The sequence below is a fragment of the Kitasatospora sp. NPDC093806 genome (assembly GCF_040683335.1).
GTDB lineage: Bacteria > Actinomycetota > Actinomycetes > Streptomycetales > Streptomycetaceae > Kitasatospora.
In genome coordinates this window covers 26,809-48,874 of sequence record NZ_JBFBDO010000055.1, presented here as the reverse complement: position 1 = coordinate 48,874, position 22,066 = coordinate 26,809, and the positions used below count along the sequence as shown (strand labels likewise).

The 22,066-nt window shown below is 73.1% G+C and carries 18 protein-coding genes; 12 read left to right on the top strand and 6 right to left on the bottom strand.

What is annotated here, in order from left to right:
- Window positions 1-26: 26 nt before the first annotated feature.
- The 5 genes from AB0N76_RS24185 to AB0N76_RS24165 all read right to left on the bottom strand — a co-directional run bounded on the left by AB0N76_RS24185 (window position 27) and on the right by AB0N76_RS24165 (window position 5,443).
- Window positions 27-1,298 carry an aspartate aminotransferase family protein gene (locus tag AB0N76_RS24185; RefSeq protein ID WP_363560174.1) on the bottom strand — a complete coding sequence of 424 codons (1,272 nt, stop codon included), beginning with the start codon at window positions 1,296-1,298 and terminating at the stop codon, window positions 27-29.
- Window positions 1,295-1,750, bottom strand: a complete 456-nt coding sequence (locus tag AB0N76_RS24180) for an SRPBCC family protein (protein WP_363560172.1) — start codon at window positions 1,748-1,750, stop codon at window positions 1,295-1,297. Before AB0N76_RS24180 ends, AB0N76_RS24185 begins: the two co-directional genes overlap by 4 nt.
- A complete protein-coding gene (locus AB0N76_RS24175; protein ID WP_363560170.1) occupies window positions 1,737-3,008 on the bottom strand; it encodes a GNAT family N-acetyltransferase in 1,272 nt (423 codons plus the stop codon). Before AB0N76_RS24175 ends, AB0N76_RS24180 begins: the two co-directional genes overlap by 14 nt.
- 4 nt (window positions 3,009-3,012) lie before the next feature.
- Entirely contained in the window at window positions 3,013-4,143 is a 1,131-nt protein-coding gene (locus AB0N76_RS24170) for an acyl-CoA dehydrogenase family protein (protein ID WP_363560168.1), read from the bottom strand.
- Window positions 4,144-4,207: 64 nt separating this feature from the next.
- Window positions 4,208-5,443 (bottom strand): cytochrome P450, encoded by a 1,236-nt coding sequence (locus AB0N76_RS24165; protein WP_363560166.1) that lies wholly within the window; start codon window positions 5,441-5,443, stop codon window positions 4,208-4,210.
- Window positions 5,444-6,110: 667 nt separating this feature from the next.
- Between AB0N76_RS24165 and AB0N76_RS24160 the strand changes: the two genes are divergently transcribed.
- From AB0N76_RS24160 to AB0N76_RS24105, 12 genes are all read left to right on the top strand, one after another.
- On the top strand, window positions 6,111-7,223 hold the full coding sequence (locus tag AB0N76_RS24160; RefSeq protein WP_363560164.1) for an ATP-grasp domain-containing protein: 1,113 nt from the start codon (window positions 6,111-6,113) through the stop codon (window positions 7,221-7,223).
- A gap of 50 nt (window positions 7,224-7,273) precedes the next feature.
- Complete coding sequence (locus AB0N76_RS24155; protein WP_363560162.1) at window positions 7,274-8,374, top strand: hypothetical protein; 1,101 nt, start codon at window positions 7,274-7,276, stop codon at window positions 8,372-8,374.
- Window positions 8,371-9,708, top strand: coding sequence for a hypothetical protein (locus AB0N76_RS24150; RefSeq protein WP_363560160.1), 1,338 nt, complete (start codon window positions 8,371-8,373; stop codon window positions 9,706-9,708). The genes AB0N76_RS24155 and AB0N76_RS24150 overlap by 4 nt, the downstream gene beginning before the upstream one ends.
- Window positions 9,709-9,716: 8 nt before the next feature.
- Complete coding sequence (locus AB0N76_RS24145; protein ID WP_363560158.1) at window positions 9,717-10,823, top strand: methyltransferase domain-containing protein; 1,107 nt, start codon at window positions 9,717-9,719, stop codon at window positions 10,821-10,823.
- Between the two features lie 125 nt (window positions 10,824-10,948).
- The gene (locus tag AB0N76_RS24140; RefSeq protein ID WP_363560156.1) at window positions 10,949-12,001 is read left to right on the top strand and encodes a TauD/TfdA family dioxygenase; all 1,053 of its coding nucleotides are present in this window, start codon (window positions 10,949-10,951) and stop codon (window positions 11,999-12,001) included.
- Window positions 11,998-13,800 (top strand): amino acid adenylation domain-containing protein, encoded by a 1,803-nt coding sequence (locus AB0N76_RS24135; RefSeq protein WP_363560154.1) that lies wholly within the window; start codon window positions 11,998-12,000, stop codon window positions 13,798-13,800. Before AB0N76_RS24140 ends, AB0N76_RS24135 begins: the two co-directional genes overlap by 4 nt.
- Before the next feature lie 2 nt (window positions 13,801-13,802).
- On the top strand, window positions 13,803-14,336 hold the full coding sequence (locus AB0N76_RS24130) for a hypothetical protein (RefSeq protein WP_363560152.1): 534 nt from the start codon (window positions 13,803-13,805) through the stop codon (window positions 14,334-14,336).
- Complete coding sequence (locus AB0N76_RS24125; protein ID WP_363560150.1) at window positions 14,333-15,142, top strand: hypothetical protein; 810 nt, start codon at window positions 14,333-14,335, stop codon at window positions 15,140-15,142. Before AB0N76_RS24130 ends, AB0N76_RS24125 begins: the two co-directional genes overlap by 4 nt.
- A 78-nt stretch (window positions 15,143-15,220) precedes the next feature.
- Complete coding sequence (locus tag AB0N76_RS24120; protein WP_363560148.1) at window positions 15,221-15,862, top strand: LysE family translocator; 642 nt, start codon at window positions 15,221-15,223, stop codon at window positions 15,860-15,862.
- Window positions 15,863-16,391: 529 nt separating this feature from the next.
- The gene (locus AB0N76_RS24115) at window positions 16,392-17,474 is read left to right on the top strand and encodes a Cys-Gln thioester bond-forming surface protein (protein ID WP_363560146.1); all 1,083 of its coding nucleotides are present in this window, start codon (window positions 16,392-16,394) and stop codon (window positions 17,472-17,474) included.
- Between the two features lie 274 nt (window positions 17,475-17,748).
- Entirely contained in the window at window positions 17,749-19,413 is a 1,665-nt protein-coding gene (locus AB0N76_RS24110) for a glycosyl hydrolase family 18 protein (protein ID WP_363560144.1), read from the top strand.
- Between the two features lie 215 nt (window positions 19,414-19,628).
- Window positions 19,629-20,531 (top strand): LysR family transcriptional regulator, encoded by a 903-nt coding sequence (locus tag AB0N76_RS24105; RefSeq protein ID WP_363560142.1) that lies wholly within the window; start codon window positions 19,629-19,631, stop codon window positions 20,529-20,531.
- Window positions 20,532-20,610: 79 nt separating this feature from the next.
- On the opposite strand, the gene AB0N76_RS24100 is transcribed toward AB0N76_RS24105, so the two are convergent.
- Entirely contained in the window at window positions 20,611-22,062 is a 1,452-nt protein-coding gene (locus tag AB0N76_RS24100; RefSeq protein ID WP_363560140.1) for a PepSY domain-containing protein, read from the bottom strand.
- Window positions 22,063-22,066 lie beyond the last annotated feature (4 nt).

The following is a 22,066-nucleotide window of genomic DNA, read 5'->3' as shown; positions in this document are numbered from 1 at the left end:
TCGGGCGGCGTCCGCGCCGGTCGTGGTCACCCGGCGCCTCCTTGTCGCAGGGTCCGCGCGGTCGCGGCGAGCGCGGTGTCGAGCAGCGCGGCCGCCTCCGCCAGGTCGGCCGGCGTGCAGACCAGCGGCGGCAGCAGCCGGACGGTGGTGGGGCGGCCGAGGCAGGGCGACACCAGCAGTCCGGCGCCGGCCAGTTCGACCACCACGGAGCCGGCGGCGTGCGGGGAGACGCAGTCGACGCCCCGGAGCAGGCCGCGGCCGCGCACCGCCCGCACGACCTCCGGGTGGCGGGCCCGCAGCCCGGCCAGCAGTTCGTCCAGCCGCTCGGACAACCACCGGCCGTGCTCGGCGAGTCGCTCGATCGCGGTGAGGGCGGCGGGGACCGCGGCGCAGCTCAATGGGTGGCCGCCGAAGGTCGCCGAGTGCAGGAACGGATCGGCGGCCAGCGGCGCGTACAGCCGCTCGGTGCAGAGCATGGCCGACAGCGGGACGATGCCGCCGCCCAGCGGTTTGCCGAACAGCACCGCGTCGACGGGCAGCCCGTCGGCGAGCGCGACCGAGCGCTCCCCGCAGCGGCGCAGCCCGCACTGGATCTCGTCGGCGATCACGAAGCCGCCGTGTCTCGCCGCGTCCTCGCACCACCGGCGCAGCACCTCGGTGGACAGCGGCACGGCGCCGTTCTCGCCCTGCACGGGTTCGAGGACGACGGCGGCCACCTCGCCGCGGGCGAGTTCGCGCCGCAGTGCCCGCGGGTCGTCGGCGTCGAGGTGGGCGACGTCGACGGCGCAGCCGAGCAGGCCGGTCCGGTAGAGCGGACTGTGCGTCAGCGCGAGCGCGCCGAGCGACTTGCCGTGGAATCCGCCGCGCACCGCCAGCACCCGTTCGCGACCGGTGGCCAGCCGGGCCAGCTTGACCGCGACCTCGACCACGTCGGCCCCGTTGAGGCCGAAGTAGACCTTCGGGAGCACGTCGCCCAGGTAGCCGCTCAGACAGGCGGCGGCCTCGGCGGCGACCGGGTTGGCCAGGCTGCGGGTGGCGGTCGGCATGGCGTCGAGCTGGTGGCGGACCGCCTCGGCCACCGCCGGGTGGCGGTGGCCGAGCAGGGTGACGGCGTAGGAGCCGAAGTCCAGCGCGGTGCGGCCGTCGGAGAGCGTCACCCGGCAGCCCTCGGCGGCCGTCTCGACGGCGCCCCGCCCGGCGAAGCCGCCGGTCAGCGCGAGCTTGGGGGAGGAGTGGCGGCGCAGCCGGTCGAAGACGGCGACGGCGTCCGCGGGACCGGCGGCCGTCGGCGTCCTCACCGCGCCGCCCGCTGGAGCAGCAGCCGCTCTTCGAGGGCGCCGAGCATCTGGGCCGCGCTCTCCCGGAAGGCGTCCGCCGCCACGGGGTCGAGCATCTCCGCGAGCAGCGGGATGCCGAGGTCGAAGTCGACGTGCAGGGCCACCGTGCTGCCGCCGTCCGGTCCGGCCGTCACGGCCCAGTGGCCGACCAGCCGCCCGAGGTCTCCGCTGATCTGCTCGAAGTCGAACCGGCGGGCGGCGTGGTCGATCAGCTCGGCCTCGGTCCAGCGCAGGACGGAGCCCTTGAGCCGGACCGACCAGGCGGTGGTGCGGTGCCGCTCGTCGGGCTGGTCGACGATCTCGACCGAGTCGACGCTCGTCATGAAGCCGGGGTAGCCGAGGACGTCCACCACCACGGGCCAGGCCTCCTCGGGGGCCACGGCGATGGGCAACTCCACTTCAACGCGGGGCACGGGGCGGCCTCTCTTCACGTCGGTTCGGGTGGGGATCTGTCGGGTGCGGCGTCATCGGGTGGGGGTTCGCCGGGCCGTGCGGGCCGAGGGCCTCGGCGAGCGCGGCGGTCAGGGCCGGCGGGAGCACCCGCCGGAGCACGGCCCGGGGCAGCGGCCGGACGTGGGTCATCGCGTACCACTGCTCGACCAGCGCACAGCCCAGCTCCACCTTCGGGACGTAGGCGGTCTGGGCGAAGCGGATGTGCCGGCAGCCGTCGGCCAGGGCCAGCCGGACGGCGGCGTAGTGCAGGTTGTGGTAGAGCGCGGCCTCGTGGGCGAGGCGGTAGTCCAGGCCGATCCGGGCACCGGTGGCGCCCGCGCCCGCGAACAGGCAGAGCAGGAAGCCGACCGCCCGGTCCCCCTCGAAGCAGACCACCAGCCGCCGGCGCAGGCCCTCCCCGTCCGCCACCGCCGCCAGGAACGCGTGGTCGAGCACGTCCAGGGTCTGGTCGGCCCGCTCCATCACCTGCCGGTAGAGGGCGAGCAGTTGCGGGAGCAGGTGGCCGAACTCGTCCAGGACGTCGATCCGGAGCCCGGGGCGGGCCGCGAACCGGCGGAGCTTGGCCCGGGCGTTGCGCCGCGGCTTGGCCGGCAGTGCGGCCAGGTACTCCTCGAACGAGGCCGCGTCCAGGCCGAGTTCGGTGTCGGGCAGGCTCGGCACCAGGAAGAAGCCGGCCGCCGTCAGCGCCGCGCGCAGGGGGGCGAGGTCGGCTGCCGCGAAGTCCTTGAACACCACGGTGCCCAGCCGCTCGCGCCGCGCGAACTCGAGGACCGCCGCCACCAGCAGCCGGGCGGCCGGCGCGCCGCGCGGGCCGGCCGCCAGGACGTGGCCCTGGCCGAGCAGGTTCCCGCAGAACAGCATCGGCACCCGGAGCAGCCGGGGCGCCAGCCTGCGCACCGGGGCGAGCAGCCGCCGCTCGCGCGGGCCGACGACCCGGTCGAGCATCAGGTCGCGGAACAGGCAGAGCGGCAGCACCGCCACCGGCTCCCCGGCCCGGCGCAGCACCAGGTAGGCGTAGCCCTCCGGCCCGATCCGGCTGCGCTCCAGGGCGGTGAAGACGCCCCGGGACCACATCGGGTCGTCCGCGGGCGCGAGCCGCTCCCACAAGCCGGCCGGCAACTCCTCGACGCTGCGCAGCACTTCCACCCGGTGGCGGTCCTCCTCCCGGTGGCGGTCCCGCACCCGGGGCGTGCCCGGCGGCTCCGTCGGCTGGTCCACCGCCTCAGCCGATCCGCAGGGCGCGGCCGTCCAGGAACTCCCGCAGCGGGCGGGCCATCCTGGTGCGGGCCGGCGGATGGAAGGTCAGGCCGACGGCGGCCGAGGCGAGGTAGGAGCCCTCCGGCGAGCCGATGAACGCCATCCCGCCCAGGGCCGCCAGGCACGCCTTGGTGGCGCGGGCGATCGCGTCCTGGGCGGCGTACCGCGCGGTCAGCGCCTGGACCAGCAGCGCCTCGTCCCACTCCTCGTGCGCCATCGCGCGGGCGACGGCCTCCACGGCGAGCATCGCGGCCTCGACCGGGACGAGGTAGGGCGTCGGATCGTCCTCGCCGCCGCCCGGGCGGCGCAGGGTCCGCTCGACCAGCGCGCTGGCCATCCCGAGGTAGCCGGCGGTCAGCAGCACCTCGAACCAGAGGAAGCCCGCGACGTTCAGCGCGTCCGGCACCGCGTCGGCGGTGACGTCGGTCGGCACCACCATGTCCGGGTGCAGTTCGACGTCGGTGAGGAGCACCTCGTCGCTCTCGGCGCCGGCCAGGATGGGCGTGCCCCAGAACGGGCGGACCGTGACGCCCGGGGTGGCCGCCGGGATCAGCGCGACGGCGAGGCGCTCGACGCCGTCCGCGCCGGTGAGCGCGACGGAGGCGGTGAGCAGGTCCATCGAGCGGGACAGGCTGCACGGCATCTTGCGGCCGTTCAGCACGATCCGGTCGCCGCGCCGGGCGGCGGTGAGGTGCGGGGTGAGGATGTTCTGGCCGGGCCGGCCCTCGGCGAAGGCGGAGGCCACCAGCATCCGGTCCGTGGCGATGGCGGCCAGCAGCGGGCCCGCCGGGCCGCCGCCGTACTCCGCGGCCGCCACCAGGCCGGCGATCGAGAAGTGGTGCATGGTGGTGGCGACCGCGAGCGAGGGGCAGCGGGCGCCGACCGCGCGCTGCACCCGGACGGCCTGCAGCGCGCTCGCGCCGGCGCCGGAGTGGGCCGCGGGGACCAGCAGTCCGGGGCCGCCGGCGCGCTTGAACTCCTCGATGGCCGGGCTGGGCGTGCGCTCCAGCACCTCCAGCGGGTAGCGGGTGAGCGCGCGGTCCAACCCGGGCATGAGCGTGTCGAGTTCGGCGCGTTCACGGTGCAGGAAGTTCACGGGCGGGTCCTCGGGGGAGTGGCGGCGGCGTCCGGCGCGGGTGGCCGGACCGGGTGGGACGCGGTCACCGGCCGGTGGTGGCGAGGGGCAGTTCGTCGAACGAGCGCAGGCAGGCCGACGGGCGCCGCACTCCCGGTCCGGCGAGGCGGAGTCCGGGGAACCGGGCCAGCAGCCGGCCCAGCAACGCGACCGCCTCCAGCCGGGCCAGTGCCGCGCCGAAGCAGTAGTGCGGACCGGCGCCGAAGCTGAGCACCCGGACGTCCGGGCGCCGGACCAGGAACGCGTCCGGGTCGGGGTACCGGAGCGGATCGCGGTTGGCGGCGCCGAGCACGGTGGTCACGCTGCCCCCGGCCGGGACGGTCACCCCGGCCACCTCGGTGGTGTGCACCGCGAGCCGCTCGGTCATCAGCACCGGCCCGTCCCAGCGCAGTGACTCCTCGACCGCGCCGGGCAGCAGGGCCGGGTCGGTCCGCAGCAGCGCCGCCTGGTCGGGGTGGGTCAGCAGCGCGAACACCGTGAGCCCGAGCAGCCCGGCGGTGGTCTCGAACCCGGCGACGAAGAGCAGCAGGAGCAGGTCCGCCAGCTCGTGCTCGGCGACCGGCGCCCGCTCGGCGGCGGCCTCGGCGAGCAGGGTGGAGGCCAGGTCCCCGGCCGGGCGGGCCCGCCGCTCGCGCAGCAGCGCGGCGAAGTACTCGCGCAGCGCGGTCACCGCCGCGTCGGCCCGTCGCCAGTCCGCCGCGGAGCGCACCGGCTCCAGCAGCCGGGCGGCGTCCTGCCCGAGGCGGTGGAACTGCTCCTGGTCCGCCCGGGGGACCCCGATCAGCCCGCCCACCACGGCGACCGGCAGCGGATAGCCCACCAGCGCCTGGAAGTCCGCCGCGCCGCCGTCCGAGGTGGCGTCGGCGAAGCGGTCGAGCAGTTCGTCGGCGGTCCGCTCCACGTCGGCCGACAGCTCGGCGATCCGCCCGCGACCGAACGCCCCGGCCAGCGGCCGCCGGAGCCGGTCGTGGGCGGCGCCGTTGGTGCCGAGCAGGGAGGCGTAGAAGAAGTCCGCCGCCGGGCGGTCCAGCCACTCGGGGCGTTCCCGCACCAGCCACTCCCGGTCCGGCACCGCGAAGGAGGGGCCGGACAGGACGGCCTGGCAGTCGGCGTACCTGGTCAGGAAGCGGGTGTCCAGCGGCTCGTGGTGGTGGACCGGAGCCGCGTCGCGCAGCGCCGCGAGGGGGGTGTAGGGGTCGTCCCGGGAGTCGGGGGCGAGGGCCGACAGCAGGATCCCGTCGGCGTCCACCGCATCGTCCACCGCACCGTTCAAGGGTCTTACCCGCCTTCAACCAGCCGCTACGCACGCCATGCCGGTCGGACCGATGCGCGGACTCCGAGCCGTTCGCAGCGACCGTACCCGGGAACGCGTCGTACACGTGCCGTCGACACGGTCGACCGGCTGACGCATTTTCCGATCGCTGTCGGCAGCCGCAATGTGACGACCAGTCACCGAAATGACGGGCGTGGCGGACGTCTGTTTTCAGCCACGGGCGCGGCCGTGCCGGCCTTCGGTCGGCCGCCCCGCGACGCCCTGACCTCCGCCGGAGGTGTCGGGGGTGGTGTGTCGGGCGGTTCCCGGGCCCACCGGCTCTTGCCACATCGGCCCGACTCGCTTTACGCTCCTGCAACAGAAGCCGGGGTCACGCGGAGTGCTTTGTCGGAACGCGGTCAGAAGCGCGGGAGCCGGCGACGGATCGATTCACGACCCCGGGTTGTCTGCTGTGGTGAAAATCTGGATCGGGCGCCGCTTTTGACGGGGGATCGGTGAATTTTTCATGCCTTTAAAGAATGAGTACGTTCTCCTGCTCGGGGCCGATCAGTATCTGCGTGAGCGCGCTTTCTCGGGGGCGAAGCAGGCGGTCGATCTCCCGGTCTGGGCGGCCACGGAGGACCCCGTCCGCAAGCGGAACCGTACCTTCGACCACATGCTGGCCGCGGACCCCAAGGACGCGGACGCCCTGCTCGGGGCCATCCGCGCGGAGGCCGCGCACGGCCGGCACCCCCGGATCGTGGTCCCGCTCAACGACTGGACGGTGGACTCGGCGAACGCCGTCAACCGCGCCCTGGGCCTGGGCGGCCTGGACGCCACGACGGTGACCAACGCCCGCAACAAGCACGCCATGAAGGAGGCCCTGCTGGCCGCCGGCGTGCGGACCCCGCGGTCCCGGCTGGTCGAGTCCGAGCAGGAGCTGCTGGCGGCCGTCGAGGAGCTCGGGCTGCCGGTGGTCATCAAGCCGTACGACTTCGGCGGCAGCGGCGGGGTCGTGCTGGCCACCACCCGCGAGGAGGCGCTCGCCGGTCTCGCGGAGTCCAAGGGCGTCATCGCCCAGTACGGCGAGGCCTTCAACATCCTCGGCGACAAGTACCTGGTCGAGCAGATGGTCGACTCCGACGACGAGGTGTCCGTCGAGGTGCTGTGCGGCGCCGGCCGGGCCCGGGTGCTCGCGGTGACCGAGAAGTACCTGTCGCCCCGCCCGTGGTTCGCCGAGCTCGCGCACCTGGTGCCCAGCCACCGCACCGGCGACCGGGAGCTGACCGAGCTGGCCGAGGCGGCCTGCACCGCGCTGGGCATCGACCGCGGCCTCGCCCACGTCGAGATCAAGTTCGGCGCGGACGGCGCGCCCTGGGTGATCGAGGTCGCGGCCCGGCCGGGCGGCGACGGGATCATGGACCAGGTCGAGCGGGCCTACGCGCTCAACCCCTACGCGCTGCACATCGGTTCGTACCTCGGCACCGACCTCCTGGACGTCGCGGCCGCCGCGGTGCCCACCCGGACCTCGGCGATCGCGTTCCTCAAGGCCGCCCCGGGCCGGATCGAGGACGTCCTGGACGGGAAGCCGCTGCCGCCCGAGGTGCGGACGATCAACATCAGCGCCAAGCCCGGCGACGTCTCCCAGGCCGCCAAGAACTGGAGCACCAGGGAGGGCCTGATCGAGCTCGAATGGGACGAGCTGTTCGGCGCCAAGACCGACCTGCCGGTGACGACGGCCCGGGACCTGGCCGACCAGATCTTCGTGATGGGTGAGGCAGCCGGCTAATGAAGCGGTACGCGCTCTACTCCGGGTTCTACCGATTCTTCAACGGAGTAGTGCTACTGCTCCTGAACTGGCACATCGCCTCGGCGCACGGCGGGGGCTACGACGCCCTCGCCGTCTCCACCACCCTCTCCTTCGTCCCCGCCGTCTTCGTCCCGCCGCTGATCCGCTTCCTGCCCGTCACCAGCGGGGCCAGGATGACCGCCGCGGGTCTCGCCGGAGTCGGCCTCAGCCTGCTGCTGATCGCGGCCGCCTGGTCCCACGTGCAGGCGGTGGTCGCGCTCAACTTCGTCCTGTGGATCTGCTTCTTCTTCCTGGAATCGGCCTGGGAGGTGTGGTTCAACGACGAGGCGGCCGGCTTCGACGGCCCCACCCTGCGCAAGCAGAGCTCGATGACGATGACCGTCAACCAGGTCGCCCTCATGGTCGGGCCGCTGTTCGCGCCGCTGTTCACCCGGGTGGTCCCGGCCGAGTGGGTGCTGGTCGGCTGCGCGGCGCTGTTCGTCGTCCTCGCGGTCCTGAGCCTGGGCGCGCACCGGACGGCGGCCGTCGCGGCGGAGACCCGGGCGGAGGCCGCCGCGGCGGACACCGGGGGCCTGCGGGTGCTCTACCTGCTCGCCTTCATGCTGGTCTGGCCGGTGCTCGGCACGTTCAACTTCATGCTGCCGCTGCAGGCCCTGGACCACGGCGGGAGCATGTTCACCGTCGGCGTCCTGGACATGCTGCTCGGCATCGGCATGGCCGTCGCCGGAACGTTCCTGCACCGCCTCACGGACACCCTGGACGTGCGGTGGCTGCTGGTGGGAGCCTCCGTCGCGGTGCCGGCGGCGATCGCGGTCTGGCTGCTGGTGCCGGCCTTCGGCGCGCCGCAGATGGTCGCCATCTTCGTGCTCGGCTGCGTCTTCGGCTCGCTGCGGGTCCTCCTCCGGGCGGAGGCGGCCGAGACCTTCTCGCCGCGCCAGGTCGGCGCGATCGTGGCCAACGCCAACGCCAGCTCGCTGGTGCTGCTGGCCGCGGTGCTGGCGGGCGGGCGGTACCTGTCCGAGCGGATCTGGCTGGCCCCGTTCGCCCTCACGCTCCTGCTCGTCCTCTCGTTCCACGGGATCCGCAAGGTCCGGAAGACCCCACTCTTATCGACCGAGGTGTCCGAATGACAGTGCTCACCGACTCCCGAGGCGTCCCGCAGCTCGTCGAACAGCCCGCGGACCTGGCGCTCGTCGAGGCCGCGACCGTGCAACTGGTCTCCATGAGACTGGACTACGACCGATGTCGGCCGTCCGCCGGGAACACCCCGCCCGTCCCGCTGCAGCTGATGCTCGCCGTCGACCTGCTGTGCAGCATGGAGCGCCCGGCGGTCACCGAGGCCGAGACGATCCGGGCCTCGCTCGCCGCGGCCGGCGCCGCCGAGCCGCGGACCGGGGCGGTGCTCGCCGCCCTCGGCGCCTGGACCGCCGGTGACCTCGCGACCGCCCGGGACGGCTTCCGGACCGTCGTCGACCGGTATCCCGGGGACGCCGTGTCGCTCTTCGCGGCGCATATGCTGGACTTCTTCCTCGGCGAGCTGTCCCAGGAGCTGCCGTGGATCACGGCGGCCATCGGGCACTTCGCGGCCGACGACCCGGTGATCGGCTACCTCTACGGCATCCACGCGTTCACGCTGGAGGAGAACGGTCTGATCGAGGCGGCGGTCGACCGCTGCCGGGCCGCGCTCGCGCTGAACCCCGACGACAACTACGCGATGCACGCGATGGTGCACTGCCTCTACGAGACGGGGCGGCACGCGGAGGGCGCCGGCTACATCCAGGAGTACATGCGCGGCCGGGCCAGCTCGACCCCGATGCGGATCCACATCTGGTGGCACTACGCGCTGTTCGAGCTCCTGGCGGACAACATCCAGGAGGTCCTGGCCTGCTACCGGATCGCCATCCGCCGCAAGACCTCGCTGCGCTCCGCCGAGGACCTGGACGCCGTCACCCTGCTGTGGCGGCTGGCCCTGATCAAGCCCTCGCTCGACCTCTCCGCCTACTGGCGGTCGCTCTTCCAGGACTGGGAGGCCTACCTGGAGGACAACTGGTACCTCTTCAACGACTTCCACGCGTACGTGACCTACTGCCAGGTGGGGGAGTACGGCCGGGCCGACGCCCTGCTGGAGGCGGTCCTGGCGCGTGGCGGGGGACTGCCCGAGGGGATGACCGACATCTTCCTCGGCTTCCGCTCCTTCACCACCGGCGACTACGCCGACGCCGCGGCCCGGCTGGCCCGCTCCTTCCCGCTCGCGACCGCGATGGGCGGCAGCAACGCCCAGCGTGACGTCATCGAGCTCACCGGGATCGAGGCCGCGATCCGGTCGCACAACTACGAGCTCGTCCAGCGGATCCGCGAATCCGGCCGGGTCTTCCGGCACCGGAGCCCCGTCCTCCAGCAGTACGAGGACCGGCTGGCGGCTCTGCGCACTTCCGACAACGACACCCAGGGGGTACTGAAATGAGCACCGACATGAGCCTCTACCGAGCGGTTCTCGCGGCCGATGGCGACGCGGCCGAGGGCCTGCACGCCGCCGAGCTGGCGCTGGCCGGCCGGGAGACCGTGTGGCAGCTGGACGGTTCGGGCGGATTCGCGGTCAAGGTGAGCGAGGGGCGCGCGGCGTTCTTCGTCTGCGAGAAGGCGGCCGCGCTGACCCTGGACGCGCTGCGCTCCTGTTGCGCGCCCTTCGGGGTCGGCGAGGCGGTCGAGTGCGACGACTCGCAGTACATCCTGGCGATCGGGCTCGTCGACGGCACCGTGCTGAAGACCGTGGGCGCGGCGGCGGCGGTCACCGCCTCGCCGGTGGAGTTCTCGCCCACCAGCGACGACGTGCGCAGCATCGTCGCCGAGATCGGCGACTACTACTTCGGCTACGAGGACCGCTACCGGACCGTCTACGAGAACGGCGCCGAGCTGTGGGAGTCGGCGGAGCCGAACGCCTCGCTCCGGCAGATGATGGACGCCCGCCCGGAGATCTTCGCCGGTCAGATCATCGACCTGGGCTGCGGTGAGGGCCGCGACTCGCTGTACCTGCTGGAGCAGGGCCACTCGGTGGTCTCGGTCGACGTGTCGCACTCGGCGCTGTCCCGGGCGCGCGAGCGGGCCACCGCCGCGAAGCTGGACGCCTCCGGGTTCGTCGAGCGCGACATCATCTACCTGCGCGGCTTCGAGGACGACAGCTTCGACCTCGCGATGAACATGGGCTGCCTGCACATGCTCGTCGACGAGGAGCAGCGCTCCCGGCACATCTCCCGGGTGTTCGACATCCTGCGCCCGGGCGGGCACTTCGTGGTGGACCACTGCGCGAGCGAGTGGGGGAAGGGCTTCTTCTCCATCCCGGACTACGACGGGGTCGCCGCCGACCTGGTGCCGGGCCGGGTGATCCCCCGCAAGATCCGGGTCGCCGAGGGTGAGAAGGACATCGACCTGGAGGTGCTGCCGTTCTCGGAGCGCTCCGGTGACGCCCTGGCCGAGGAGATCTGCCGGCACGGGTTCGAGGCGGTGACCGTCGTGCAGACCGACACCGAGGCCTTCGGCGCCTCGGCGATGGTGCTGTTCCGGAAGCCGGCGGACGCGTAGCCGAGTTCCCGAGCGCGGTGGGGGAAGCATTTTCGAAACGGCAGGGGAGTAAATCCGCATTGGCATGGGCATGAAGACCCACGGCCGTGCCGCAGCACCCATTCCGATCCAAGGAGGGAAAAGCCATGACGAACACCTTCTCAGGCGTCGAGGTCACCCAGTTCTTCAAGGATTCGCAACTGCCGGCGGTCATCACCCCGAACGACCCGGACACCGACATCGTCAGCTGGATCAGCGGCCACATCGAGCCGGTGCAGGAGCTCGTCCAGACCGCCGGCGGCGTGCTGTTCCGCGGTTTCCACGGCTCCGCGTCGATCGAGTCGTTCCGGGACTTCTGTGCCAGCTTCCCCCACCTGCTGCTCGACTACACGGAGCAGTCCTCGCCCCGTGACAAGCTCGACGACAAGGTCTACTCCTCCACGACCTACCCCGCGGAGGAGGTGATCCCGTTCCACAACGCCAACTCCTTCGGCCACGAGTTCCCGCTCAACATCTGGTTCGCGTGCATCCGGACCGCCACCTCGGGCGGCCGGACGCCGATCTGCGACACCCGCCGGGTGCTGGCCAACCTGCGGCCGGAGACGCGCCGGAAGTTCGAGACCAAGGGCATCCTGTACGTCCGCAACTACTACGACGGCATGGGCGTGCCCTGGCAGGAGGCGTTCGCCACCGACTCGCGCGAGGAGGCCGAGGCCTTCATGAAGGCCGGTCACGTCGCTTACCGGTTCCACGAGGAGGGCTCGCTGATCCTGGAGACCCGGCAGGTGCGCCACGCGATCCTGGAGCACCCGAAGACCGGGGAGCCGGTCTGGTTCAACCAGGGGCACCTGTTCCACAAGGCCTCGCTCGACGACCGGCTCAAGCCGCTGATGCGCCAGTTCAACGACTGGCAGCTGCCGCGCAGCGCGTTCTTCGGCGACGGCGAGCCGATCCCGGACGAGATGATCCACGAGGTCTTCGCCGCCTACGCGGAGGCGGAGCTGCAGTTCGACTGGCAGGCGGGCGACTACCTGATGCTGGACAACCTGCTCACCTCGCACGCCCGGACCCCGTTCGTCGGCGACCAGCGACTGATCACCGTGGCCTTCTCGGAGCTGTTCACCGACTACGGGCCGCAGTTCGCGAAGTACGGTGACGCCTCGCTGGACCGCCCGGCGTCCTCCGGCGAGTCCCGGTGACCGAGCCGGTGACCGAGCCGGTCGGCTCGGTCGTCACGCTGGTCGAACGGTGGTGCCTGGCTCGCCCGGCGGCGGTCGCGGTCGAACTGCCCGACGGCACCGGCGCGACCTACGCCGAGCTGCACCGCCGGGTGGGCCGGATCCTCACCGCGATCCGGCCCGCCGCGGCGGGCGACCGCCCGGTGGTGGCCGTCGACCTGCCCAACGGCCTGGACTTCTGCGCCACCGTCCTGGCCGTGCTCGCGGGCGGGGCGACCCTGCTGACGGTCGACCGGACGCTGCCGGCGGCCCGGCTCGCGACGATGATGTCGCGGGCCGAGCCCCGGCTGCTGGTCACCGACCGGACGGGCGACGCCCTGCCCTGGGCGCCCCCGTCCATGGCGGTGCTCCGGCTCGGCGCGGAGGAGGCCGGCCTGGAGGAGACCGGCGAGACCGTTCCGGTCGACGGCTGGGGCGCGGGGCCCGAGGACCCCGACGCCCCCGCCTACGTCATCTTCACCTCCGGCACCACCGGGATCCCCAAGGCCGCCGTCAACACCCACACCGGCCTGCTGAGCCACATGCTCTTCGTCCGGGAGACCTGCCCGCTGCCGCCCGGCAGCCGGGTCCTGCTCAAGTCGGCCCGCTCCTTCGACGCCTGGCTCCTGGAGTTCTTCTGGGCGCTGACCCAGGGCGTCACCCTGGTGCTGGCCGACGAGGAACGGGCGACCGACGCCGGCCACCTCGCGGCGGAACTCGCCGACCGCTCGATCCACGCGCTCGTCGCCGTCCCGTCCCTGCTCAAGCGGATCTTCGACGTGCTAGCCCGCACGGGCGGCACGACCGCGCTGCGGTACGTGGTCTCGGCCGGCGAACCGCTGCGCGCCGCACTGGCCGAACAGATCCTCTCGTCCGGCGGCACCCGCCTGTTCAACTTCTACGGCCCCGCCGAAGCGGCCATCGACGTCGCCTACCACGAGGTCACCCGCGACCGGATCGCCGACCCGGTCCCGATCGGACGGGCCATCCCCGGCAACCGCCTGACCGTCCGCGGCCCGGACGGCACCGACATCACCCGGACCGGCGCCAAGGGCGAGCTCGTCGTCACCGGCGCGCACGTGGGCCTCGGCTACGCGGGGGACGACCACGCCACCGCGGCCCGCTTCGCCACCGCCGGCTCCGGCGAACGCTCCTACGCCACCGGCGACCTGGCGTTCCTCGGCCCGGACGGCGACTTCTACATCGGAGGAAGAATGGATTCCCAGGTGAAGATCAACGGTGTGCGGATCGAGACCGAGGAGATCGAGGCGCACCTGCTGCGCCACGAGACCGTGGCCGACTGCACCGTCCAGGTGACCCACTCCGGGGACTCCCCGGTCCTGGTGGCGTTCATCAAGGCGAACGGCCAGGCGGCGGCGAAGAGCGAGTACATCAACCACCTGCGCGGGCTGCTGCCGCCGGTCATGGTTCCGCCCGCCTACGTCTTCGTGGACGACTTCGGGGTCCTGCCCAGCGGGAAGAAGGACACCTCGCGGCTGGAGTTCCCGCGCGGCCTCCCCACCGTCACCGCCGCGGAGTTCGAGGCGCCGGACGGGGAGCTGGAGCAGGGGCTGGCCGAGATCTGGGAGTCCGTCCTCCAGGTCTCGCCGATCGGTGCCGTCGACGACTTCTCCCTGGTCGGCGGCGAGTCGCTGAAGATGATCGACGTCCTGGTGAAGGTGTCGGACTCGGTCTACCCGGACATCTTCACGCTCCGGATCACCAAGCTGTCGACGGTGCGCGACCTCGCCCGGAAGATCCAGACGGCGAAGGGCGCGTGACCGTGTCCGACGGTCACTGGCCGGCCGGCGGCGACGTCGACCGGCGGCAACTGGCCGGCCTCCTCCGGGAGGCCGGCCGGGCCCCGGACAACTGGTTCCCGGTCGAGCGGATCCCGCACTACCTGGAGGAGATCGACCGGGGCGTGGTGCGCTGCATCGCGGGGACCGAGGACGGCGTGCTGGGCGCCGCCCTCCTCTACTCCCCGTTCGGGCCGGTGCGCCCGCTGCCGGACGGCTACCTCGTCCTCCAGGGGCTGTACATCGACGAGGTCGCGGTCACCGAGGAGTGGCGGGGCCGGGGCTGGTCCGGCCGGCTGTTCGCCCGGCTGCGGGAGGTCGAGGGCCCGGAGCCCGACGTCTACGTCGACTGCGCGGCCCGCAACCTCGCCTCCGTGATGATGATCCGCTCGGCCGGCTACGCGCACGTCCTGGACTACCCGGACCCGGAGCGCTCCGAGCCCGCCGGTCCGGTCCGGGTGAGCAGCCTGTTCCGGCACACGGGCCGGGCGGGGACCGTCGCCGAGGGGGAGCGATGACGAAGAACACGGCCATGTCCTTCCGGGTCGAGGCCTCGGCCGGGCGGCCCTGGGTGGTCCTCTGCAACACGGTCGGCGTCCCGCACGCCGTCTTCGACCGGCTGCTCGCGGAACTCGCCGGATCCTTCTCGGTGGTGTGCTGGTCGACCTCGCTGACCGAGCGGGACGAGCCCGCGGGCAAGCCGGTCGAGCTGACCGTCGAGGAGCAGACCGCCGAGGTGACGGAGCGTCTGAAATCTTTCGGGGTACGGGAGTTCGTCGGGGTCTCGTGGTGCTCCGGAACCGAGATCCTGTACCGTCTCTCCCAACACGAAGCCTTCCGGGTGCTTGGGCACTGCTGCCTCAACCCCGCCTTCAACCTCGGCCCCGAGGGGCCCTGTTCGGAGTGGGAGCGCTCGATCGAGCCGATCTTCCAGGTGCTGTGCGACCGGCCGGAGGTGCTGCCCGGGGTGTCCGCGCTGCTCGGCGCGGCGGCCGCGAGCGCGACCCGGGGCGGCGATCCTTCGCTCGCCTTCCCGTACTCGACCCCCGAGCGGGTGCTCGGCTACGCCGCGCAGTGCCTGGGGATGAAGCGCGGGCGCACCTTCGAGGGGTTCGTGCGGTCGGTCGGCCCCGGGCTCTACCTGGCCGGATCCGCCGACGAGGTCCAGCCGTTCGCGGTCTCGCGCACGGCGGCGCAGCGGTCGGGCGCCGGGTTCGAGCTGATCGACGGAGGCCACCACGCCATGGTGGCCGACCTCCCGGAGGTTTCCGCCCGGGTGCGGGAGTACTGCGTGGCCGCCGCCGCACTGACGGACGGCCACTGACCCCGGTCGAGGGCGCGGACGTCGGCGACTCCCACGGCCGGGACGGGCCCGAGGGCCTTCGGAAGGAGTGAGAGAGGCGTGGGCGGAAGTCCGTACCTGGTCTTCGCGGGCCTGGCCGTGGTCGTGGTGCTGTCGCCCGGAGCGGACACCGTCCTGGTCTTCCGGATGAGCCGGATGCACGGCGTCCGGACCGGGGTGAAGACCGCGCTCGGCGTGGTGACCGGGCCGGTGCTCTGGGGACTGCTGTCCGGGATGGGCCTGGCGCTGGTGATGGCCCACAACACCACCGTGTACAAGGCGCTGGCGCTGTGCGGCGGGCTGTACCTGCTCTACCTGGCGGTGGGCTGCTTCCGGTCGATGCGCGGGCCCGCCACGGCGATGTTCGACGACCCGCAGGGCGGCGCCGCCGAGGGGTTGAAGCGCAACCCGTACGTCACGGGCCTGCTCACCAATCTGCTCAACCCGAAGATCGGCGTGTTCTACCTCTCCATCATGCCGAGCCTCTTCGACGGGAGGCGCCTCGACCTGTGGATCGGCGGATCGCTGGGGCTGATCCAGTCCTGCATCGGCTTCGCGTTCCTCAGTGCCGTCGCCCTGCTGGCCGAGATGCTCCGCCCGTACCTGGCGGGCCGGGTCCCGAACCTCGTCGCCGAACTCCTCGCCGGCCTCTCGCTGGCGGGTTTCGCCGGCTACACCTTCTGGACGGTGCTCGTCCGCTGAGCGGCGGGCGTGCGGCGCGGAAGCAGGGGAGGGCGGCAACCGGGATCCTTGGTTGCCGCCCTCGGCACGAGGGCCCCGGTTCAGGGGAGGGGCGGCCTCGTGCGGTGATCACTCTCGCCGGGGAGCGGGCCGGTCGGCCAGGCGGGACCGGGGTGGCTTATGGGCCCATCAGGAGCCCGCATGAGCCGGGGGTGGCGGGGCGTCACCGTGGCTAGGTTCTGGCGCTGGCATTCGAAGCCCCGCGCGACCAGGAAAGGCGCCACCCATGAACACGAAGCGCAGAGCCGTCCCCGTCACCCCCTGGTGGGTCCCGCCGCACCGGATGCGATGGCGGGTCGGGCGCCGTCTGGCCTGCGCCCTGCTGACGGCCGGTGCGGTGTTGGGCGGCGGGGTCGCGGCGGCGGGCCCGGCCGCGGCCGACGGCGGCTTGGGTGGGGACGGGGTGAAAGGCATTCTGCTGGACGGGTTGCTTGACGGCGGCCGCGTCACCGTTCAGGGCGAAGACGGGGCAATCAACGGCGGCTTGATCATGCTGGCGACCAGTGACGGTGGCACCCTGTTCACCTACTGCATCGATCTCCCGACCGAGACGAAGGCGGATGCGTCTTACCAGGAGGTCAACTGGTCCGACGCGCCCACGCTGAAGAGCAACAGGGATGCCGGGAAGGTCAACTGGGTTCTCCAGAACGCGTACCCGAAGATCTCCAGCGGTGATCTCGGCAAGCTGATCGGCGGCGAGCTCGCCGCCGACGATGCGGCCGTCGCCACCCAGGCCGCCATCTGGCACTTCTCGGACCATGTCACGGCGGTCCCGGAGAACCCGGTCGCGGCCAGGCTCGCCGAGTACCTGGTCGCGCACGCCGAGGACGTCAAGGAGCCGACTCCGTCACTCACGCTCGGCCATACCGAGGCGGCCGGCGACAGTGGCGCGGTGCTCGGCCCGATCGAGATCACCTCCGCCAGCGGCCAGGTCAGCGCGTCCCTGGACGCCGCGGCCGTCGCGGCCGGCGTCGTGCTGACCGACCGGGTCGGCACCGTCCTCTCCGACGGTGAGGGCAAGCTCGTCCACCCCGCCAAGGGCGGCGACTCGCTGTACGTCAAAGCGCCGGCCGGGGCCCGGCCGGGCAGCGCGACCGTCTCGGCGACCACCTCGCTGAAGGTCCCGGTGGGCCGGGCGTTCACCAGCCCGGGCAGCCAGTCCCTGATCATCGCGGGCAGCACGGTGGTCAGCGCCTCCGCGCAGGCCAAGGCGAGTTGGACGCCGGCGGCGACCGCCTCGCCGTCGGCCTCGCCCACCGCGTCGGCGATCGCTTCGCCGTCCGTCACCGCCTCGCCCTCGCGGACCGCTTCGGTCCGGCCCACCGCGCACCCGACCGCCCCGGTGGATCCGTCCCCGACCGGGCCGAGCGGGCCGACCGGGCCGAGCACCTCGGCCGCCCCCAGTGCGACCGCCACCACCGCCCTGGCGTCCGAGAGCGCAGACGACGGCGGCCAGTTGGCCAGCACCGGCACCGACACTCCGATCGGCCTGGAGCTCGCCATCGGTGGCGGGGCCCTCGTCGCCGGTGGCCTCCTGTTCGCCGCCAGTCGCAGGAGTCGCCGCCGCACCTGAGCACGGTCCCGCCGTGAGGCCGCCGGCCGAACTGTCCGAAGCCGGTGGCCTCCTGGCTGGTCCAGACCTTATTGGTCCAGACCTATTGACGGGCACTGCCGCCCCTCCTACGATCCGGTGCGGCACATCCCCACATGTCCCCCACCTCATCCTGAGCCGGGCGTCACGCCCCCACGCGCTGATCATGTCCATGGCGCCCCGGCCGGAAAGGGAGCACAGCATGTTCCGTCGGAGATCGCGTACGCCACGTCAGCCGGGCCCTGAGCGGGCCCTTGTGGAACGCGCCTCGCAGGTGAGCCGGGCGGTCGGCGGCGCCGAGCGCGGGCCGACCGTGCTGCGGCGCTCCCTCGCCGTGGTGAGCGCCGCGGCCATCGTCGGCTCCGGCATCGCCGTGGCCGGTACCGTCACCGCCGGGGCCGCCGTCCCCAACCTGATCGCCAACCCCGGTTTCGAGAACGGGCTCGCCAACTGGACCTGTGCCGGCGGTGCCGGGGCGGTCGTCGCCAGCCCGGTCCACTCCGGCACCTCCGCGCTCAAGGCCACGCCGAGCGGTCAGGACACCGGCGAGTGCACCCAGACCGTCAGCGTCCAGCCCAACTCCCAGTACACGCTGAGCGCCTTCATCCAGGGCAGCTACGTCTACCTGGGCGCCACCGGCACCGGCCTGAGCGGCGCCCAGTCCACCTGGACGCCGAGCAACGCCGCGTACGGCCAGCTCAGCGTCGGCTTCTCGACCGGGCCGAACACCACCTCGGTGACCGTCTACCTGCACGGCTGGTACGGCCAGCCCGCCTTCTACGCGGACGACGTGGTGCTCAGCGGCCCCGGCGGCAGCAGCCCGACGGCGACCACCGCGCCGCCGACCACCACCGCCCCGCCGACCACGACGCCGCCCACCACGACGGCCCCGCCCACCACCACGGCGCCGCCGACCACGACCGCGCCGCCGACCACGACGCCGCCCACCACCACCCCGCCGGGCAGCACCTGCCCGACCAAGCCCAAGCCCTCCGGCAAGGTGCTCCAGGGCTACTGGGAGAACTGGGACGGCGCCGCCAACGGGGTCCACCCCGGCATGGGCTGGGCGCCCATCACCGACAGCCGGTTCCTCGCGCACGGCTACAACGTCATCAACGCCGCCTTCCCGGTGATCCTCTCGGACGGCACCGTCCAGTGGCAGGACGGCATGGACGCCGGCGTCAAGGTCTCCACCCCCGCCGAGATGTGCCAGGCCAAGGCCGCCGGGGCGACCCTCCTGATGTCGATCGGCGGCGCCGCCGCCGGCATCGACCTGAGCTCCAGCGCCGTCGCCGACCGCTTCGTGGCGACCGTCGTCCCGATCCTGAAGAAGTACAACTTCGACGGCATCGACATCGACATCGAGACCGGCCTCTCCGGCAGCGGCAGCATCGGCACGCTGTCCCCCTCGCAGTCCAACCTGATCCGGATCATCGACGGCGTGCTCGCCCAGATGCCCGCCGGCTTCGGTCTGACGATGGCCCCCGAGACCGCGTACGTCACCGGCGGCAGCGTCACCTACGGCTCGATCTGGGGCGCCTACCTGCCGATCATCAAGAAGTACGTGGACAACGGCCAGCTGTGGTGGCTGAACATGCAGTACTACAACGGCAGCATGTACGGCTGCTCCGGCGACTCCTACCAGGCCGGCACCGTCCAGGGCTTCACCAAGCAGACCGAGTGCCTCAACAACGGCCTGACCATCCAGGGCACCACCATCAAGGTGCCCTACGACAAGCAGGTGCCCGGTCTGCCGGCCCAGCCCGGTGCGGGCGGCGGCTATATGGCGCCGGGCCTGGTCAGCCAGTCGTGGAGCGCCTTCGGCGGTGCGCTGAAGGGGCTGATGACCTGGTCGGCCAACTGGGACGGCTCGAAGGGCTGGACCTTCGGCGACAACGTCAAGGCGCTCCAGGGCCGCTGACGCGATGAGCACGGCCCCGCCCCCGGCGCCCACCCGGCCCGGGGGCGGGGCCTTCGCGCTTCACGGGTCATAGGTTGGGGCTATGAGGCCATCGGACCTGCTGAAGTACCGGCCGGAATCGACCCGGCGGAGGGTTTGATGGGTCACGAGAAGTCACTGTGGTCCGCTCCCGGTAGGTCGGTCGCGACCCCCGCCTACTGCCGAGGTCAGGAAAATTGAGTGTCGCGCGTCGGATCCCCGATCTGTTCTCCATCGAGCTGCTGCTGGCGGTGGGCAGGCTGGGCAGCCTCAGCCGGGCCGCCGAGGAGCTGGGCGTCACCCAGCCGGCGGCCTCGATGCGGATCCGCGCGATGGAGAAGCAGGTCGGGGTGGCCCTGGTCGAGCGGTCGCCGAACGGGTCGAGGCTGACGGCGGGCGGGGCGACGGTCGGCGACTGGGGCGCGCAGCTCCTGGAGTCCGCCGAGTCGCTGTCCACCGCGATCGCCGCGCTGCGCGGCGGGCGGGAGGGCCGGCTCCGGGTGGCGGCCAGTCCGACCGTCGCCGAGTACGTGCTGCCGCGCTGGCTGGGCTGCCTGCGGCGGCAGCGCCCGGGGACGGCGGTGGTGCTGAGTGCCGAGTACTCGCAGGCCGTCGCGGAGCGGGTGTTGCAGGGCGAGGCGGAGCTCGGGTTCGTCGAGGGCGCGGGGGTGCCGGCGGGGGTGGACGCGCTGGTGGTCGGCCGGGACCGGCTGGTGGTGGCGGCCGCGCCGCGGCATCCGTGGGCCAGGCGCGGCCGGGTGAGCGGCCGGGAGCTGGCCGGCGTGCCGCTGGTGCTGCCGGAGCGGGGTTCCGGTGCCCGGCAGGTGCTGGCCCGGGCGCTGGCCCGGCACGGCGGGCCGGCCGCCCCGGTGCTGGAGCTGCCGTCCAGTACGGCGATCAAGGCGGCGGCGGTCGCGGGCGCCGGTCCGGCCGTGCTGAGCAGTCTGGCGGTGGAGGACGACGTGCGGTTGGGCCGGCTCGCCGCGGTCGAGGTCGAAGGGGTGGACCTGGGGCGCTCGCTGCGGGCGGTGTGGCCGCAGGGACGGCGCCCGGGCGGTCCGGCCCGCGACCTGCTGGCCTTCGTCCGCCGCACCCGCTGACCCGGTCGGTCGTCGCCGGGACTCCCCGGGCCCGGCCGGACCACGATGGGTCGGCCGGGCCCGGGGAACCCTCAGGGCGTCACGCGTCGGTGGTCGCGCGGCCGCGGGTGCGCAGGCCGAGCAGCAGGTCGACGAGCAGGAACGCGGCAAGCGGGATGCCCAGCAGGGGCAGGAACCAGCCCACCGCCACCGCGGTGAGGGCGAGGGCGGCGGTGGCCTTGGGGGACTGCCGCCAGGCGCCGCGCGGGTAGGGGCGGCCGAAGGTCAGGCCGGTGGCGCGGGTGGGGCGGCGCTGCCACCACATCCGGTAGCCGAGCACGGTCAGCACGATCAGGCCGCCGGCCAGCGCCATCAGCGCGAGCTGGTTGGCGAGGCCGAGGAACAGGCCGGTGTGGGTGTCGATGCCGATCCGGGTGAGCTTGGCGCCCAGCGGGTAGTCGGCGTAGCGCAGCTCGGAGACCACCCGGCCGTCCGCCGGGTCGACCGCGACCTGGTCGAGCCGCACCGGCCACTGCTTGTCGGTCTGCTTGACCACGTACGCCTTGCCGGGGCCCTTCGGGGGCACCAGCTCCAGCGGGCCGTCGAGCCCCTTGGCCGCCGCCGCGGCGAGGACCTGGTCGACGCCGACCTCCGCGGTGGGCGCGGCCGGTCCCGGTGCCGGAGCCGGCGCGGGGGCGGGGGCGCCGTGGCCCTCGTGCCCGCTGTGCTCGCCGGTCGCGGCGGGGGCCGTGCCGAGCTTGGTGGAGATGACCGGGGTGGACCAGTCGAGTGAGGTGCGCAGCTGCTCGATGTTGGCGCCGGCGTAGGTGGACCAGGTGAGGCCGGTCACCGAGAGGCCGAGCAGTCCGGCGGTGGCCCAGAGGCCGACGACGCCGTGCCAGGACAGCGAGCGGCGCCGCCCGCGGGCCGCGCGCTCGGGCAGCAGCAGGGCCCGGCGGCTGGTGCGGCGGCGGCCGATCCACAGGGCGAGGCCGCCGAGCGCGACCACCCACAGCCAGCTGGCGGCGAGTTCGCTGTAGATCCGGCCGGGCTCGCCGAGCAGCAGGTTGGCGTGCAGCTTGTCGAGCCAGGTGCGGATCGGCAGCGCGCCGTCACCGCCGAAGCTCTCCAGGGCGCCGCGGACCTCGGCGGTGTAGGGGTCGACGAAGACGGCGCGGCGCACGCCCTCGGCGAGGCCGGGGACGTTGAGCAGGACCTGGGTGGTGGCCTCGGGGTCGTCGGAGGTGCGGACCAGGGCGAGGCTGCCCTCGGGGTGCGCCGCACGGGCGGCGTCGATCTGCCGGGACAGCGGCAGCGCGGTGGTGCCCACCTGGGCCACGGTGAGCTGGTCGGCGTAGACGACCTTCTCGATCTGGTGGGAGGCCGCGTAGAGCAGGCCGGTGACGGCCGCCACCAGCAGGAACGGGGCGATCAGCACCCCGGCGTAGAAGTGCACGCGCAGCAGGACCGGTCGCAGCCCGGCCCAGGCGGTGGGGGTGGTGGGGGTGGGTTCGGCAGCCGCGGGGGTGTCGGCTGTCGTGGGGAACGTCATGGGT

Excerpts from the sequence above, each read along its gene's own strand:
- AB0N76_RS24160 (WP_363560164.1), top strand. The coding sequence starts at position 6,111 with ATGCTGGCCGCGGACCCCAAGGACGCGGACGCCCTGCTCGGGGCCATC.
- AB0N76_RS24150 (WP_363560160.1), top strand. The coding sequence starts at position 8,371 with ATGACAGTGCTCACCGACTCCCGAGGCGTCCCGCAGCTCGTCGAACAG.
- AB0N76_RS24145 (WP_363560158.1), top strand. The coding sequence starts at position 9,717 with ATGAGCCTCTACCGAGCGGTTCTCGCGGCCGATGGCGACGCGGCCGAG.
- AB0N76_RS24140 (WP_363560156.1), top strand. The coding sequence starts at position 10,949 with ATGACGAACACCTTCTCAGGCGTCGAGGTCACCCAGTTCTTCAAGGAT.
- AB0N76_RS24125 (WP_363560150.1), top strand. The coding sequence starts at position 14,333 with ATGACGAAGAACACGGCCATGTCCTTCCGGGTCGAGGCCTCGGCCGGG.
- AB0N76_RS24115 (WP_363560146.1), top strand. The coding sequence starts at position 16,392 with ATGCTGGCGACCAGTGACGGTGGCACCCTGTTCACCTACTGCATCGAT.
- AB0N76_RS24100 (WP_363560140.1), bottom strand. The coding sequence starts at position 22,062 with ATGACGTTCCCCACGACAGCCGACACCCCCGCGGCTGCCGAACCCACC.